This window comes from Christiangramia forsetii KT0803, from assembly GCF_000060345.1.
Classification (GTDB): Bacteria; Bacteroidota; Bacteroidia; order Flavobacteriales; family Flavobacteriaceae; genus Christiangramia; species Christiangramia forsetii.
This window is the reverse complement of sequence record NC_008571.1, coordinates 1,994,515-2,011,543: the sequence shown is the minus strand read 5'-3', so window position 1 is coordinate 2,011,543 and position 17,029 is coordinate 1,994,515. Positions and strand designations below refer to the sequence as shown.

15 protein-coding genes are annotated in these 17,029 nt (G+C 35.8%); 6 read left to right on the top strand and 9 right to left on the bottom strand.

The window, feature by feature from the left end; translation table 11 throughout:
* The first annotated feature begins 16 nt into the window (after positions 1-16).
* Positions 17-355, top strand: coding sequence for a DUF4870 domain-containing protein (locus GFO_RS08995; RefSeq protein WP_011709787.1), 339 nt, complete (start codon positions 17-19; stop codon positions 353-355).
* 104 nt (positions 356-459) lie between these two features.
* Here GFO_RS08995 and dnaN read toward each other — a convergent pair whose 3' ends face one another.
* From dnaN to GFO_RS08970, 5 genes are all read right to left on the bottom strand, one after another.
* On the bottom strand, positions 460-1,578 hold the full coding sequence (gene dnaN, locus GFO_RS08990) for a DNA polymerase III subunit beta (protein WP_011709786.1): 1,119 nt from the start codon (positions 1,576-1,578) through the stop codon (positions 460-462).
* Positions 1,579-1,779: 201 nt separating this feature from the next.
* Positions 1,780-3,450, bottom strand: coding sequence for a gliding motility-associated ABC transporter substrate-binding protein GldG (gene gldG, locus GFO_RS08985; protein WP_011709785.1), 1,671 nt, complete (start codon positions 3,448-3,450; stop codon positions 1,780-1,782).
* Positions 3,450-4,187 (bottom strand): gliding motility-associated ABC transporter permease subunit GldF, encoded by a 738-nt coding sequence (gene gldF, locus GFO_RS08980; RefSeq protein ID WP_011709784.1) that lies wholly within the window; start codon positions 4,185-4,187, stop codon positions 3,450-3,452. The genes gldG and gldF overlap by 1 nt, the downstream gene beginning before the upstream one ends.
* Before the next feature lie 413 nt (positions 4,188-4,600).
* A complete protein-coding gene (locus GFO_RS08975) occupies positions 4,601-4,897 on the bottom strand; it encodes a putative quinol monooxygenase (RefSeq protein WP_011709783.1) in 297 nt (98 codons plus the stop codon).
* Complete coding sequence (locus GFO_RS08970; RefSeq protein WP_011709782.1) at positions 4,898-5,731, bottom strand: SAM hydrolase/SAM-dependent halogenase family protein; 834 nt, start codon at positions 5,729-5,731, stop codon at positions 4,898-4,900.
* A gap of 210 nt (positions 5,732-5,941) precedes the next feature.
* Here GFO_RS08970 and GFO_RS08965 point away from each other — a divergent pair, with 210 nt between their 5' ends.
* The 4 genes from GFO_RS08965 (at position 5,942) to GFO_RS08950 (ending at position 10,801) form a co-directional block, all read left to right on the top strand.
* Entirely contained in the window at positions 5,942-6,895 is a 954-nt protein-coding gene (locus GFO_RS08965; protein WP_011709781.1) for a PhoH family protein, read from the top strand.
* Positions 6,896-6,916: 21 nt separating this feature from the next.
* A complete protein-coding gene (locus tag GFO_RS08960; RefSeq protein ID WP_011709780.1) occupies positions 6,917-7,870 on the top strand; it encodes a phosphoribosylaminoimidazolesuccinocarboxamide synthase in 954 nt (317 codons plus the stop codon).
* Positions 7,871-8,123: 253 nt separating this feature from the next.
* Complete coding sequence (gene acs / locus GFO_RS08955; protein WP_011709779.1) at positions 8,124-10,031, top strand: acetate--CoA ligase; 1,908 nt, start codon at positions 8,124-8,126, stop codon at positions 10,029-10,031.
* A gap of 26 nt (positions 10,032-10,057) precedes the next feature.
* Complete coding sequence (locus GFO_RS08950) at positions 10,058-10,801, top strand: hypothetical protein (protein WP_011709778.1); 744 nt, start codon at positions 10,058-10,060, stop codon at positions 10,799-10,801.
* A gap of 109 nt (positions 10,802-10,910) precedes the next feature.
* Here GFO_RS08950 and GFO_RS08945 read toward each other — a convergent pair whose 3' ends face one another.
* From GFO_RS08945 to GFO_RS08930, 4 genes are all read right to left on the bottom strand, one after another.
* Positions 10,911-11,582, bottom strand: coding sequence for a 3'-5' exonuclease (locus tag GFO_RS08945; protein WP_011709777.1), 672 nt, complete (start codon positions 11,580-11,582; stop codon positions 10,911-10,913).
* Complete coding sequence (locus tag GFO_RS08940; protein WP_011709776.1) at positions 11,579-13,501, bottom strand: DUF294 nucleotidyltransferase-like domain-containing protein; 1,923 nt, start codon at positions 13,499-13,501, stop codon at positions 11,579-11,581. The genes GFO_RS08945 and GFO_RS08940 overlap by 4 nt, the downstream gene beginning before the upstream one ends.
* Before the next feature lie 40 nt (positions 13,502-13,541).
* The gene (locus tag GFO_RS08935; RefSeq protein ID WP_011709775.1) at positions 13,542-14,624 is read right to left on the bottom strand and encodes a DNA topoisomerase IB; all 1,083 of its coding nucleotides are present in this window, start codon (positions 14,622-14,624) and stop codon (positions 13,542-13,544) included.
* 127 nt (positions 14,625-14,751) lie between these two features.
* Positions 14,752-15,840 (bottom strand): M42 family metallopeptidase, encoded by a 1,089-nt coding sequence (locus tag GFO_RS08930; RefSeq protein ID WP_041250070.1) that lies wholly within the window; start codon positions 15,838-15,840, stop codon positions 14,752-14,754.
* A gap of 110 nt (positions 15,841-15,950) precedes the next feature.
* Here GFO_RS08930 and GFO_RS08925 point away from each other — a divergent pair, with 110 nt between their 5' ends.
* Positions 15,951-16,667: a DUF4294 domain-containing protein gene (locus GFO_RS08925; RefSeq protein WP_011709773.1), complete on the top strand. Its 717-nt coding sequence runs from the start codon at positions 15,951-15,953 to the stop codon at positions 16,665-16,667.
* Positions 16,668-17,029: the final 362 nt, after the last annotated feature.

The window sequence follows — 17,029 nt, the reverse complement described above, 5'->3', positions numbered from 1 at the left end:
CATCAAAAATTTTAGAATGAGAGAAGATAACCAAATGTTAGTCATGACACACTTAAGTCAATTATTAGACCTGGTGACTGGAATAGGAGGATTTATAGTTCCTTTAGTTCTATGGCTAACGCAAAAAGATAAAGTAGCAGGCATGGATATGCACGGAAAGATGATCCTTAATTTTCAAATAAGCCTTTTTATTTACTCTATTATATGTATTCCGCTTATTTTTCTTTTCGGTCTCGGAATACTTTTAATTATTATCGTTGGATTGATAGCCCTTATTTTACCTATTATGAATGCGATTAAGGTGAGCAATGGCGAAATGCCGTATTATCCTTTGACCATAGAATTTTTAAAATAAAAATTTTAGTAGATTTTTCATTTAGTTAGTAATAAAAAGCCCGTTCAAATTAATGAACGGGCTTTTTTATTTTTTTCCTACCTATTGTGACTGGAAACTGGATATTAATTATTCAGCATTACCGGCATGACCAGCATCGTAATTTTTTCTCCAGGATCTAAACCATCAATAGGGGTTAGGATACCCGCTCTATTTGGAAGGCTCATTTCCAGCATTACTTCATCGGCAGTCAGGTTGTTCAGCATTTCTACAAGAAATCTTGAGTTAAAACCAATTTGCATATCGTCTCCCTGGTAAGAACAGGTTAAACGTTCTTCGGCCTTATTGCTATAATCTACATCTTCCGCAGAAATATTCAACTCGGCACCGGCGATTTTTAATCGTACCTGGTGCGTGGTTTTATTTGAGAAAATAGAAACCCTTCTAACTGAACTTAAAAACTGATTTCTTTCGATCGTCAGTTTATTCGGATTCTCTTTTGGAATTACCGCCTCGTAATTAGGATATTTCCCGTCGATCAATCTACAGATCAACTGAGTTTCGTCAAAAGTAAACTTCGCGTTAGAATCGTTATATTCTATCAATACTTCAGATTCACTTCCGGCAAGGATTCCTTTCAGAAGGTTCAAAGGTTTTTTCGGCATAATAAATTCTGCAGCCTGGTTCGCTTTGATATCTTCTCTGGAATATTTTACCAGCTTATGAGCATCTGTAGCCACAAACGTAAGTCCGTCTTCCGTAAACTGAAAGAAAACTCCGCTCATCACCGGTCTAAGATCATCATTTCCGGAGGCGAAAATCGTCTTGGAAATTGCAGAAGCAAGAATATCGGCTTCCACAACCGTACTGCTTGGGTCTTCAAGCTCTACCGGATTAGGAAATTCTTCACCATCGGCATATGCAAGCGCATATTTACCGTGGTTGGAACTTAATTCTATGGTATTGTTATCTTCAACTACAAAAGTTAGCGGTTGCTCCGGAAAAGTCTTTAGTGTATCTAAAAGTAATTTCGCAGGGACTGCAATTTTACCTTCAGAATCTGACTCTACCTTAAGTTTTGCAGACATCGTGGTTTCAAGGTCTGAAGCAGAAACCGTTAGTTCGTCGTTATTGAGGTCGAAAAGGAAATTGTCTAATATTGGTAACGTATTACTGTTGTTAATTACCCCTCCAAGTATTTGTAGCTGTTTCAGCAGATAGTTGCTGGATACAATAAATTTCATCGGCTTTTATTGAATTATTTTAATCACTTACAAATATATTTTAATAAGATAAAAATAACGGCTTGTTCACGGAGTTTTTATTAACAGACTTTGATTGTAAAAATGATGTAAAAACCTGTAAAACAAGTGTTTGAAAAATTAAACTGAATTGAAATTGTTAATATGTAGTTGTTAAAACCTTGATTGGTTTCTACAGAGGCTTTACTTTACATATTTCTGCTTTCTGTAGTACCTGAAAGCAATTCCGAAGATTAACAGGAGAATTATAGGGCCGGCAAGATTTATTAATTGCCATTGTTCTCTTTGCGCAGCAGCTTTTTCCTTATCTAAAAATGCAAGCTTGATCTTTTTGGAACGAATATCAATAAGTCCGGTATCATCTAATAAATAATTTACCGCATTCAGCAGAAATTCCTTATTTCCGTAGGTATTTCCGGTATATCGCTGAAAGCCCAGTTCCATAGCTTTTCCGTCCCGTATATCATTCTTAATCACATCCCCGTCTGAAACCACCAGCATTTTTGAATCTACTCCTTTATCCCGATGATTTGATATTTTAAAAGGTTTTACTCTATTCTTATAAACCGATGTAAATTCGCCTTCCAGCAAAACAACGAGTGGCTGCTCCCCTGAATTGTATAAACTCACATCAGGTTTTTCGCCAACCATATCGAGGCTTATCTGTGCCGGAACTCCTTCAAGTCTGGTTCTTGGGGAACTACTTAAAAGAATGGTTTTTTCAATATTATTAGTAAGGGTATCTATAGGGTTAGCATATTCAAATTTCACAGCCTCAATATTGTTGATAATAGGGTGTTCATTAGGAGAACTTGTTAACGGACTATAGAACCAGGGGTAAGGATTAAACCTTGTATTTTGTCCACTACCGCTGGCAAGAATGATCGGGGCAGAGTAGAGGTCATTGATGAGTTCTGGATTTATACGAATACCATAAGAGAAAAAATAGTCACCCAGGTTAAGATTTCTTGGCAATGCAATGGCAGCTCCACGATTGTTGAAGAGGCTATCGGTTTCCATATTAGTAACTTCAGCCAGCCATAACATTTTCCCGCCATGCATTAAATACTGGTCCAGTATATATTTTTCATTTTCTGAATATGCCTGTGTTGGCTTAGGTTCCAGAATAAGATCATATTCCTTTAGATCTGCCATTGTTTTTTCAGGATTAGTTGCTGCGGAATCCAATGTAAACGGAGCCATAAAATAATACTCCTGAATAGTCTTTACAAAATCGGCAATTTGACTATCGGGCAGTTCCCCGTTTCCACGCATCACGGCGATCTTCTTTTCTCGAGGGTAGATGAGCTTGCTTAATCCATCGGCAAAAACATATTCCAGTTGTTGTACCGAAGCATTTACACGCTCTTCATCGGTAGCACCAATTTGATTTTTCAGCAATGGGATCTTTATCGTTTTATCGCCATAATTTGCAATTGCCCACGGGAAAATAATGCTTTCGCTGTTTTTACCATTTTCCTGAACATTCAGCCTTGCGGGGGTCATTCCCATTTTATAGAATTCTTCGGCAATGGCATGGGCATCTCCGCCTTCAGCTAAGGGATCTACAAAATTGACTTTTATATTTCGGTTATAGGCTGAAAACTCTTCCAGCATCTGGCGGGTCTCATTCTGAAGTCTTCTGAATTCTGAAGGGAAATTACCTTCCAGAAAGACATCGAAAATTACCGGCTGTTTTACATCTGCAACTATTTCTTTGGCTGCAGGGGAGAGGCTGTATCTCTGATCCTGGGTGAGATCGAATCTCAGGTAGAACTCTGAAGCCAGGAAATTTGCAGCTACAAGAATAACCAATAAAATAAGTATGGATTTTATCTTTTTTGGTTTCTTCATTATCGCCGGTTCTTTGTTGCTGAAAGATTGATCTCTGTCAGTTTTAAAAACAGAAATATTAAACTTAGAAAATAGATAAGATCGCGGGTGTCTACCACACCCCGGCTTATACTTTTATAATGAAAACTAATTCCGAAGGATTCAAGAATATAACTTGAAGTACCGAAAATGTTGGTTTGAGCAAGACCTTCAAAAGCATAATAACAAACGAAGCATAGAAAAACTCCAAGTAAAAATGAAACGATTTGATTGGAGGATAAACTGGAGGCAAAAATCCCGATCGCTGCATAACAACCCCCAAGAAAAACTAATCCGATATAAGAACCAATAGTGGCTCCCACATCAAAATTTCCTTGTGGTCTTCCAAGCTGACTTATAGTTAAAACATAAAGCAGCGTAGGAATAATTGCCAGAATCACTAAAAAGAGAACGCCTAAATATTTTCCGGTAATCAGCTTCCAAATTCCGATGGGTTTGGTAAGCAGAATCTCCATGGTTCCCATTCGTTTTTCATCAGCAAAGCTTTTCATGGAAATCGCAGGAATCAGAAATAAAAATATCCACGGTGCCAGGTTAAAGAAGGGTTTGAGATCGGCAAAACCGCTATCCAGAATATTGTAACCGCCTGAAAATACAAATAGAAAGAATCCGCAGGCAATAAGAAAAAGACCAATCACCAGGTATCCCGTAAGGGAAGAGAAAAAGGATTGTATTTCTTTATTTAATATCGCAAGCATGCTTTCAATTATCAATTATCAGTTGTGGGTTATTGGTTACCATTTATTAGTTGTCTGTTGTTTGTCATTTCGACCATCGGGAGAAATCTCACTTTTAATTTCCACATTTCGACTGCGCTCAATGTGACACTATTCAATTTTCACTTCTCAGTTGTATTTAAGTTTTCATTACGACCATAGGGAGAAATCTCATTCCTCCGGAATTATAATTTATGCGATTTCCTTTTTTTGTATTCTATACCGGAGGGAAAAACCTCTTCATTCTATTGAAATTTTAATAAATTAAACTTCTCACTTCTCACTTCTCACTTCTCACTTCTCACTTCTCACTTCTCACTTCTCAGTTGTATTTAAGTTTTCATTACGACCATAGGGAGAAATCTCATATCTAATTACTCACTACTCAATTCTAACTAATCCAAACTAGCCAACTTATCAACACTCCAGGCTTCCGGTTTTTCATTAAACAAAACCTTTGTTTTAGCCCAAACACTTTTAAAAAGTTCAGAATTTCTATAGTTCTCCAAAGCTTCTTCATCTTCCCAGAAACTATACGTGAAAAATTGGTTTGTATTGTCTTTACCTCGATAGAGTTCTAAAAACTGGCAACCTTCGAAACCTCTAATTTTGTCTTTGTTTTCTTCAAAATTAGCAAGAAACTCATCAATTTTTTCCGGTTGAAATCCCATTTTTACTATACGTACAAACATCTATTCAAAATTTACGGTTATGGTATCCAAATACTCAAGTCCGAATAGACTAGCGGCACTTCCCACGGTACTTGGATTACTTTTATAAATAGCCAGTTCTATGTAACCGGCAGAATTAAAAACAGCTAACTTCTTACCATCTTCTTCTTTTCGGTTTTCTTTTTCTACATTAAAATTAATGGCGTGGCTGTAAGTTTCATAGATCATATTAAAATTCACGTTTCTGGCGCTAATTTTAAAATCTCGTCCCTTACCAACACTTTCAAATAATTTCCTGGAAATATTGGTGATCACATTTCCATAGTTATCAACATAAATCACATGACCCAGAATCTGGTCTTTTTCAGAATTTATAAGTGGCTCAAACTGTTTTAGATGCCTGATCTCGCTAACGCTTTTACCTATAACTTCCAGGGTTCCACCACGGGAAATGTGACAGGCAACTTTAACAAACACATCAAGCACTGGGAAGTTGGTCTGTATTTTATCATGAATATTGATTTCCACGATCTTTTCAGGCATTATTTCTGAAGCCAGTAAAGAAAGGATCCCGTTATTGGCGCAAATAAAGTAATGCTCATCCAGTTTTACGGCGAGGTGCTTATTTTCCGGAGTAAGTTCAGAATCTATCCCAATAATATGGATGCTTCCTTTCGGGAAACTTTTATAGGCATTCTTTATAATATATGCCGCTTCACTAATATGAAAAGGAGAAACCGAATGGGAAATATCAACAATTTTAACATCACTAAGTTCGCTGTAGATAGCTCCTTTAACCGCACCAGCGAAATAATCTTTCTCTCCGAAATCGGTCGTTAAAGTAATGATTGCCATGGGCGATTGTTAATATTTTTTTAATCTGAGACTGCTAAATTTCCTTAAGTTTGTATAGAAGGCGAATATAATTTTATTTTTAGGTATTCGCTTAGGCTAAAAGGTAAAAAATGCCATAAATTCGGTTTCAAAATTAGGATATTGAAATGCGAAGGACAAATAAAAATGACCTGAAAAATGCACAATGCTTCATCTTAAAAATCATAGCTTTTGAACGAACTTCTTATTGAACTCTCAGAAATTAGCCCTCGAGAATTTTTCGGGCAACAGAATGAACATATTGAACTTTTAAAAAAATATTTTCCAAAATTAAAGATTATTGCCAGAGGAAGTAAAATCAAGGTCTTTGGAGATGAAGAAATGCTGGAAGAATTCGATAAACGTTTTTCGATGCTTATGGATCATTTTGGAAAATACAATAAACTTGACGAGAATACCATTGAAAGGGTTCTAACCAGTGAGAGTGAAGAAGATTATAATACTTCTAAAGAAAGTGGGGAAGTACTGGTTCATGGAGTAAGCGGAAAGGCTATTAGGGCCCAAACAGCCAACCAACGTAAATTAGTAGAACTTTCTAAAAAGAATGATCTTATTTTCGCTATTGGACCTGCGGGAACCGGTAAAACCTATACAGGTGTCGCTCTTGCCGTAAAAGCATTAAAAGAGAAACAGGTTAAAAAAATAATTCTTACCAGACCTGCGGTAGAAGCAGGGGAAAATCTTGGTTTTTTACCAGGTGATCTTAAAGAAAAATTAGACCCTTATATGCAACCATTATATGATGGTTTGCGAGATATGATTCCTGCTGAAAAGTTAGAAATGTTCATAGAAAAAGGAATAATTCAAATTGCACCATTGGCTTTTATGCGTGGGCGTACCCTGGATAATGCTTTTGTGATTCTGGATGAAGCCCAGAATACCACGCACGCACAGATGAAAATGTTCTTAACCAGAATGGGTAAAAGCGCAAAATTTATGATCACGGGTGATCCCGGACAGATAGATCTTCCCAGAAGAACAATATCTGGTTTAAAGGAGGCGCTACTTATACTTAAAGACGTTAAAGGAGTCGGCATGGTGTACCTGGACGATAAGGATGTGATTCGTCACCGATTGGTGAAAAAGATAATTTCCGCATATAAAACAATAGAACACAACGATTAATTATAAAAGATTAAGCTCTTTATGAGTAATACGATAATCAAAACAGATTTTAATTTTCCTGGTCAGCAATCAGTCTACAAAGGCAAAGTTCGAGATGTTTATTTTTTAGAAAATGACCTTCTTGCGATGATCGCTTCAGACAGGCTTTCAGCTTTTGACGTGGTAATGCCCAAAGGAATTCCTTATAAGGGGCAGATCCTTAACCAGATCGCTACCAAAATGATGGAGAAAACCAGTGACATTGTTCCAAACTGGCTGGAAGCAACACCAGACCCAAATGTTGCGATTGGAAAGAAATGTGAACCTTTTAAGGTTGAAATGGTGATTCGTGGTTATATGTCTGGTCACGCAGCCAGGGAATATAAAGCGGGAAAAAGGGAATTGTGCGGAGTTGCTATGCCTGAGGGTTTAAAAGAAAATGACAAATTTCCACAACCAATTATCACTCCTGCGACTAAGGCTGAACATGGTGATCATGATGAAGACATTTCCCGAGAGGATATTATAAAGAAAGGAATCGTTGCTGAAGGAGATTACTTGAAACTTGAAGAATATACAAGGAATTTATTTCAACGAGGAACTGAAATTGCAGCCCAACAGGATCTTATTCTGGTGGATACAAAATACGAATTCGGAAAAACTGTGGATGGAGAAATAGTTCTTATTGATGAGATCCATACACCTGATTCTTCAAGGTATTTCTACAAAGATGGTTATGAAAAGCGACAGGAAAACGGAGAAGCTCAAAAGCAATTATCCAAGGAATTTGTTCGTCAATGGTTAATTTCTAACGGATTCCAGGGCTTAGAAGGACAATCTGTTCCAGAAATGAGTGATGAGTATATCGAATCTGTTTCAGAAAGATATATTGAACTCTATGAGAAAATCACAGGAGATACATTTGAAAAGGCTGATGTTTCCCATATAGAATCTCGAATTCAGAATAATGTGGAATCATATTTAGAAACTCGTTAAAAAATGTTTCGTGTAAAAACGAATTGTCAGATTGAGCCTGTTGAAATATATAATATAATGATTCCAGACAAGCTTAGGTAGACCGAGTTAGGCAAGTTATACAAAAGAATAAGAAATTATCAGATTTCAATACATTCTAAGTAAAACACCTCTTTTAACCCTTATTACTTTTTTGATTGCATCCGATTTAATAATTTTAAAGACAGAACCGGTTAATCCGGTTCTGTCTTTTTGAATTAAACCAACTTAGATTATGAGTAATTATCACATAAAAAATCTGGAGGAATATTTCCAGGTATATAGAAAATCTGTTAGAGAGCCAGAAAATTTCTGGCAGGAAGTAGCCGAAGAACATTTTGTTTGGAGGAAAAAATGGGATAACGTACTTAGTTGGGATTTTTCAAAACCGGAAGTGAAATGGTTTGAGAATGCCAAACTAAATATTACAGAAAATTGTATAGATCGTCATCTTCTTGCTCAGGGAGATAAAACGGCAATTATCTGGGAGCCTAATGATCCAAAGGAAGATGCTTTACACCTTAGCTTTAATGAACTTCATAAAAAGGTAAATCAATTTGCGAATGTCCTAAAGGATAATGGGATCCAGAAGGGAGATAAGATTTGTATTTATCTGCCTATGATTCCGGAGCTTGCGTATGCTGTTCTCGCCTGTGCGAGGATTGGTGCTATTCATTCGGTTGTTTTTGCCGGTTTTTCAGCTTCTGCTTTGGCAACAAGAACCGTGGATGCAGATTGTAAATTGTTGATCACTTCAGATGGATCTTTCCGTGGAAATAAAACGATCGATCTTAAGGGGATTGTAGATAAAGCCCTGGAGGATTGTCCTGATGTAAATACTGTTCTGGTTGCTAAGCGAACCGGAGCTGATATTAATATGAAAGAAGGCAGGGATAAATGGCTGGCACCTTTGATGGAAGAAGCTTCTGATGAATGTACTCCTGAGATTATGGATGCCGAAGATCCATTATTCATTCTATATACTTCGGGCTCCACAGGCAAGCCTAAAGGGATGTTACATACCACGGCGGGATATATGGTGTATACAGCCTATACTTTTAAAAATATTTTCAATTATCAGAATGATGAAGTTTACTGGTGTACTGCCGATATTGGCTGGATTACAGGACATTCTTATATAGTGTACGGTCCGTTGTTAAATGGAGCAACTACCGTGATGTTTGAGGGAGTTCCTTCATACCCTGATTTTGGGCGATTCTGGGAGATTGTGGAAAAACACAAAGTAAATCAGTTTTACACTGCACCTACTGCAATTCGAGCCCTGGCTAAGAAAAATCTTGATTTCGTAGATAAATATGATCTTTCTTCTTTAAAAGTTCTTGGAACGGTTGGAGAACCTATTAATGAAGAAGCATGGCACTGGTATGATAATAATATAGGTAAAAATAAAAGTCCGATTGTGGATACATGGTGGCAAACGGAAACCGGAGGTATCATGATTTCTCCTATCCCTTTTGCGACTCCCACAAAACCAACTTTCGCTACATTACCTTTTCCCGGAATTCAGCCTGTTTTGATGGACGAGGAAGGGAAAGAAATTAAAGGCAACCAGGTAGATGGTAGGTTATGTATAAAATTCCCATGGCCTTCCATGGCAAGAACGATCTATGGAAATCACGACCGTTATCGCGAGACTTATTTTTCAGCCTTTGAAAATAAATATTTCACGGGTGATGGTGCGTTAAGAGATGAGACGGGATATTACAGAATTACCGGTAGGGTAGATGATGTGATCATTGTTTCAGGTCATAATTTAGGTACGGCTCCAATTGAAGACGCTATTAACGAACATCCTGCTGTAGCAGAATCTGCCGTGGTTGGATTTCCTCATGATGTGAAAGGTAATGCTTTATACGGATTTGTAATTCTGAAAGAATCTGGTGAATCCAGGAATCAGGATAACCTTAGAAAGGAGATCAATCAGCAAATCGCAGATAAGATAGGACCTATTGCAAAACCTGAGAAGATCCAGTTTGTGGAAGGTTTACCAAAAACCAGAAGCGGTAAAATTATGCGTCGTATTCTTAGAAAAATAGCATCGAATGAAACTTCAGATTTAGGAGATACCTCTACTTTATTAAATCCGGAAGTAGTTGAAGATATTATAGAAGGTAAACTGTAAAGGCATTTGGCTAAAAGCACGTAGACATGAAATTTTTATATGTATTGGTTTTTTTAATCCTAAGCATAGGATGCAGTAGTAATGGAGATGATCACTCTTCAGAAACGATACCGGACTTTTCAAAAGTTAAAGAAGTTGTCTATTGGAAAAAATTTGGAACAAATGATTCTACTATATTGGCGGAAAGAGAATATACCATAGAATCGGGATTTGTTACAGAAGCAGATTTTGGAGGTAGTGAAAATGTCTATTTTGAGTATGACGAGGATGGAAGGCTCATTGAAGTGAATGGTGGTACGGGCACTTTGGATTATGAGATAATTTGGAATGGTGAAAATTGTACTATTTCCACTGATTATAGCACTTCTAATCTTATTTATAATAATGGAAATTTAGTTGAATTAGAATATATTCATGAAGAGGGCAATGTATCAATATATCAAAAAAGGAATTTTGAATATTCAGGAGAAAATGTAATTGCTACCTATTTAAATGATACACTTCAAAGTGAATTTTTAGATTATCATTCAGATGTCATCAATCCATTATATTATTTAAAATCCATTGAGCCTTGGCGAGCCACTGTTAATTATAAACCATTTTCAAAAAATATTTTCGATATCAGGAGGGATCAACCTTATAGTGGAGGAGATTATTTTAGTTCTTTGAAAGATTATGAATACATCTATTTAATTAAAGATAGATATAGAGTTGAATCGATTTCTCCAGAGTGGTCAATCTATACTTGGAAATACGAGTTTTTTGATTAGCTTTCAAAAAGACATACTTCTATTAACTATACTCATATTTTGGCGATTATTCTGCTCGCTTGTCTTTAGATCTCTGAATAATATAATCTCGTTAAGAAATTTAGGATTTTTATAATTTGTAAATATCTTTTAAAGTTGAATCTTTATTTTTCTTCAAACGGCTCAGTAATTTCATAAAAATCAAAGCAGTAATATAGGCATCACCAGAAGCGGTATGTCTATCTATAAGATCAATATTATAAGCTTCAGCGATCTCATCTAAAGAATAAATCTTGTCCCGATCTATAAAATTGGTGGCAATACGGGTTTTTTTATAGAGTATGGAAGTATCCAGCACTTTATTCTTCAGTTTAGGAAGTCCGTTTCTGGAAAGTGCCTTATTGATCATTTTCATATCAAAACCAGCGTGATGAGCAACCAATACGGAATTTTGAATATAACTAAGAAATTTTTTTAGCGCTTCTAATTCTGATAATTTCTCGAACTTTTCATTCTGAATGATCCCATGGATCTTAACGGTTTCAGGATTGAATTTTTTTTGTTCCAGAAATACTTCAAAATTGTCGCTTATCTCAATGCTGTTATTTTCAATTCTCACGGCTCCGATACTTAGAACTCTATCTTCATCATAATTAAAACCTGTTGTCTCGGTATCAAATACTATAAATCTAATATCAGAAACTTCTTCCGGTAGTTTTTCTTCGAAACTTTGAGCGTAATTCTGCCAGAAATATGGAAGGTCTTGATTTGGAGTCTTTTTATTAAACCATTTCCTAATCATAAATAATAGGTAGTTTCAAATCTAAGTTTTATGAGTTCCTGAATTTCCTTAATTGTTTTAAAACAGCGTTTTAATTTAATCTTGTCCTCTTTACCAAGATCCTCAAGATTTATAAACCTTCCGTTATCTTTATGTTTAAGTCCTTGCTTGGTTCTAAATTTTATAAGTGCTCTGGAGGAATAAGCGCAAGCCTGGTAAATTTCTTTATTATTAGGTTCTAACTGGGCTAATTTTTCAAATCTTTCAGAAGTATTGCTAATATTTTTCACACGGTGTTCCAGTATCAGTAATCGGCCAGCATCAGTCAAAGGCATAATTCCCCTTTTTTTGATATCGAAAAGATCTTTTTTCTCACCATCCTGTTCTACCAAAAACTGCCTGAAAAAACCGAGGGGTGATGGATTTCTTAAGGCTTGCGCAGCCAATCGATTCAGGAAGTTTTTGTTTCCCTTTAATATATCGAATATATGGTCTGAAATGGAATTAGTGAGTTTTACTTCTCCAAAAGAAATATCAAAATCAAAAAAGATCTGGCATAAAAGAATCTCGTCGTTCCCGGAAGTAGTCACCCATTGCGAAAACTGATCTTTCCATTCAGAAAGGGAAAGACAATATTTTGAATTTCTCGCCATCATTTCTGCAGGACAAAATTCATATCCAATGATATTCAATCGCTTCGTTACTTTGGTGGCAAGTTTCAAAAAATATGCGCGGACTTCTTCAAGTTGATCTTCAGGGACATCTTCAAAAACCAGCGCATTATCCTGGTCTGTATGGAGTAACTGCTCTTTTCTACCCTGACTTCCTAAGGCCATCCAGGCGAATTTAACGGGAAGAGGTGAATCCATTTTATCTATACACCTTTTTATAGTGCGTTTAATGGTGGCATCATTAAGCTCGAATATAATATTTGATGTGTGGGTAAGCGGAATATTACTTTTAAGATACCCGTTTAAAAGGATCATAATTTTATTCCTGATCCGTTTTAATTTCTTGGTGCTGCTGGCCCTGTTGATAGCTTTCATTAAAACAGCCGGATTATTTCCCTGGGAAACAATAATGTCATGTTCAGAAACAATTCCTTTCACTTTGGTATTGGGAGTACCATCTTTGGTAATACAAATATGATTGATATTTTGTTTCATCATTATTAGCTGGGCCTGGGCAATGGTCAGCTTTTTAGAATAACAAATGACAGGCGAATTCATAACTTCACTTATGGGACTTTCAATTGGTAGTTTGCCTGTAGCAACCAATTCTCTAAAATCTACATCGGTCACTATACCAACAGGTTTTTCTTCCTCAACAATTATAACAGATCCCACCCTGCGTTTGCTCATTAATATGGCCGATTTCTGAATACTTGTATCTGGAGAAACCGTAACCATCTTTTTTACAATTGGAATTTGCTGTAATTCAAACAGGGCCTCTTTTTTAAAGCCGATACTCTCATCATCAGAAATTAGTTTCCCTCGATGCTCATTGGAATAAGGATTTCTGGTATTGGAAGCAAAACTCTCCATAAGGAAGTTTCCAACGTGTGGATTGCTAATAGCGTAGGGTTTAAATACAGTTAATGGGATAGCATAGATCACACTTTCCTCATCGGTAATCGCGTTAATTTGGTAATTCTCTTTTGCAAATAAGGGGCGCAATCCAAAAACATCTCCTTCGTCACATTTGTCGATAGTTTCAGGCTCCTGGTTTGCATCCAGTTTCTGTAGATCTACGGCGCCTTTTTGAACTATATAAAAATAATCATGTACGTTCTCATCTCTTGAAAATATCGTCTGCCCCTGTTCAAAGTACATTACTTTTATCTCATTGGCGATTAATTCTAATTGTGAATTATCCAATAATGAAAAAGGGGGGAAGTTACTCAGAAAATCTGCAATTCTGGAAGCAATTGAATTCGTCATAATTCAAATTTATCTGAATTATGACAAATATGGAACTATATTAATCTTCAATTTTTATTTTATAATCCTTTATAAGTTTATGAATTACTTTTTCAGTTTCTGAAAGTTGCGCATAGGTTGGCGCTTTGTCTTCCTTTACTTTTTTAAAATAAGGGATTATCTCGCCTGTTTCATAAGTCTCAATAAGTTTTGGATGAATATAATAACTTCTACAAACAGCGCGAGTATTCCCTAAACCTTCTGCAGCCGCATCAAAACCTTCAAGAATATTCTTTTTATTTTCCTTTTCATCTTCGATATATCCCTTTTCAATAAGTGTTTCAAAAAATATTTTGGAAGCAGACCAGGTTCTGAAATCTTTTGCCGAATACATATCACCGCTAATTTCATGGATGTAGTCATTGATCATTTCACTATCTATACTTTGTTTTTCACCATTTTCATTATAGAATTTGAAAAGCTCCCATCCCGGTATTTCTTCACATTGATTGATAAGGTCTATTAATAGCTTGTCTTCAACAGTAATTGAATGTTCTTTCCCTTTTTTTCCAATAAATTCAAATTTAATTCCGTTTTTAAAGGTTTTTACATGTCGGGTTCTAAAAGTTGATAGGCCATAAGTTTTATTGTTTTTGGCATAATAATGATTTCCGACTCTAATATGTGTTTCTTCCATGAGTCTGATCACAAGCGCCAAAACTTTTCTTTTGGGCATACCTTCTAATGACAAATCTGAATCTACTTGTTTTCTAATTTTTGGTAACATTTTACCAAAAGAAGTCATTTTAAAAAATTTCGTCTGATTTCGAATTTTTGACCAGGTGGCATGATATAAGTATTGTTTTCGTTCCTTTTCATCTCTCCCCACAACTTGAAGATGTCCGTTAGAGAGATGAGTAATTTTCACATCTTTCCATGCAGGTGGAATAACCAATTCTTTAATTCTTTCAAGAGTCTTCTTATCTGAAATTTTTTCTTCCTTTTTATAATAAGCAAAGCCTCGTCCAACTTTTTTTCTTTCAATAGATAAAAGGTTCTCAGAAACGTATCGAAGATTTGCCAGTTTTACAGCTTCGTGTGGGTTAGACATTACTGTTTCAACATCATCAGGCGACAGGGTCATAATTTTTTATTTAAATATACTTCGAAACCTAAATACATATATTTAAAAAATTGTGAAATATTTAGGTCTGAAAAAATTAAACTCCCTGATTTCAGGGAGTTTAACAATAAATTATGTGATGTTGAATCTAGTCGAAGTAACTAAAACTATCTCCTTCTTTAATATTCAGAAGAGATTCATAGATAAGATTAATCACATTTTCAACATCATCTCGATGAACCATTTCTACCGTAGTGTGCATATATCTTAATGGTAAAGAAATCAATGCTGAAGGAACTCCGCCATTACTGTAGGCAAAAGCATCAGTATCTGTCCCGGTAAATCTGGAAGATGCATGTCTTTGGAAAGGAATCTTTTTGTTTTCTGCAGTATCCAGAATAAGTTCTCTCAGTTTATTCTGAACTGCAGGAGCATACGAAATTACGGGTCCGTCTCCAATTTTATTTAATCCATTAGTTTTCTTTTCGATCATTGGAGTGGTAGTGTCGTGAGTCACATCGGTAACAATAGCAACATTCGGTTGAATCCTGTGAGTGATCATTTCAGCGCCTCTCAATCCAATCTCTTCCTGAACAGAATTTGTGACATATAATCCGAAAGGTAATTCTTTCTTATTCTCCTTTAGAAGTCTCGCTACCTGAGCAATCATAAAACCTCCAATTCGGTTATCAAGAGCACGACAAACAAATTTATCTCCGTTCAACACAAAGAACTCATCTGGATACGTGATCACGCAACCTACATGTACTCCCAGTTTTTCAACATCCTCTTTATTATCACATCCAACATCTATACAGATATTGTCCATTTTCGGGGATTGTTCTTTTTCTTTATCTCTGGTGTGAATGGCTGGCCAGCCAAATACTCCCTTTACAATTCCCTTTTTAGTATGGATATTTACTCTTTTAGATGCCGCGATCTGATGGTCGCTCCCACCATTTCGTACAACATAGATTAAGCCTTCATCACTTATATAATTTACATACCATGAAATTTCATCTGCATGGCCCTCTATAACTACCTTATATTTAGCTTCCGGATTTATCACTCCCACGGCAGTACCATAGGTATCAGTAATAAACTCATCCACGTATGGTTTTAAATACTCCATCCATAATTTCTGTCCTTCAGATTCATAACCGGTTGGAGCTGCATTATTTAAATAAGTCTCTAGAAACTCTAATGATTTTTTGTCAAGTACTTCACTTTTCTTCATTGTCATTTTAATTTTTACGAATTTAAAAAGTTTTAGATGGGTAACAACTTGCTATTGATTAATTTTGGAATGATTTTGGTGAAAATGATTCTGAAAAGTTCAAATTATATATGGTGATCAGATTTTTATTCATATCGATATTTTTAATAGGGTTTAGTGTAGCCGCTCAGGATACTCATAAACCTGTTGAAGTAGACTCAATTGAGAATGATACCCTGCAGAAAAAATATATGATCATAGCTGGGGATTCTATTCCTCGTGAAGCAATAGATCTTGAAGAAGTTGTTTTATTACGTAAATTAAAATTTGATAGTAACACAGACAGAAAACGTTACCTTATATTAAGGAGGAAAACTAGAAAGGTATATCCATATGCTAAACTTGCTTCTGAAAGGTTAATAGAATTGAATTCCAGGCTTGATGATATTAAATCAAAACGAGCGCAGAAAAAATACACCAAAATTGTGCAGAATTATATTGAAGAAGAATTTTCTGTAGAATTAAAAAAGCTTACCAGGACTGAAGGTCAGATCTTAGTCAAACTTATACACAGACAAACGGGGATTACTACATTCGATCTAGTAAAAGAGTTGAAGAGCGGATGGAGGGCATTTTGGTATAATACCACGGCAAGCATGTTTGATATCTCCTTAAAAGAAGAATATCACCCGGAATCAGATCAGGAAGATTTTCTTATTGAAGATATTTTACAAAGATCTTTCAGGGATAATATTTTGGAAAGGCAGGCTTCCGCGCTTGATTTTGAATACCTCGATCTTAGCGATAAATGGAATAATCGCAATTCTACAAAAAAAAGAACCAAGTGATCATCACCAGTTCTTTCTGATGTTCAGTAGCTTATAAATTAGTCTTAATTTTTCTTAAAAAAATTTAATAATTTATTTGGCAGGAAGAAAGAAGTTGGTGTATATTTGCAGCCGCTTACAAAACGAGCGAGATGTTCACTGACAGTAATGAGAATGGGGTATACGATAGGAAAGGACTTCAAAAATTAACTAAAAAAAAGATTGTTTTTTATTTGGTTGGAGAGCAGAAGTCGTTTTATATTTGCACCCGCTTTGGAAACGAAGTGATGTTCATTCAGAGAAAGGGGGGTTAGGGAATTGCTGCTGAAGTCTTTAAAAAGAAACTAAAATTTTTATCAAAAAAGTTTTGGTTGGTAAAGAAA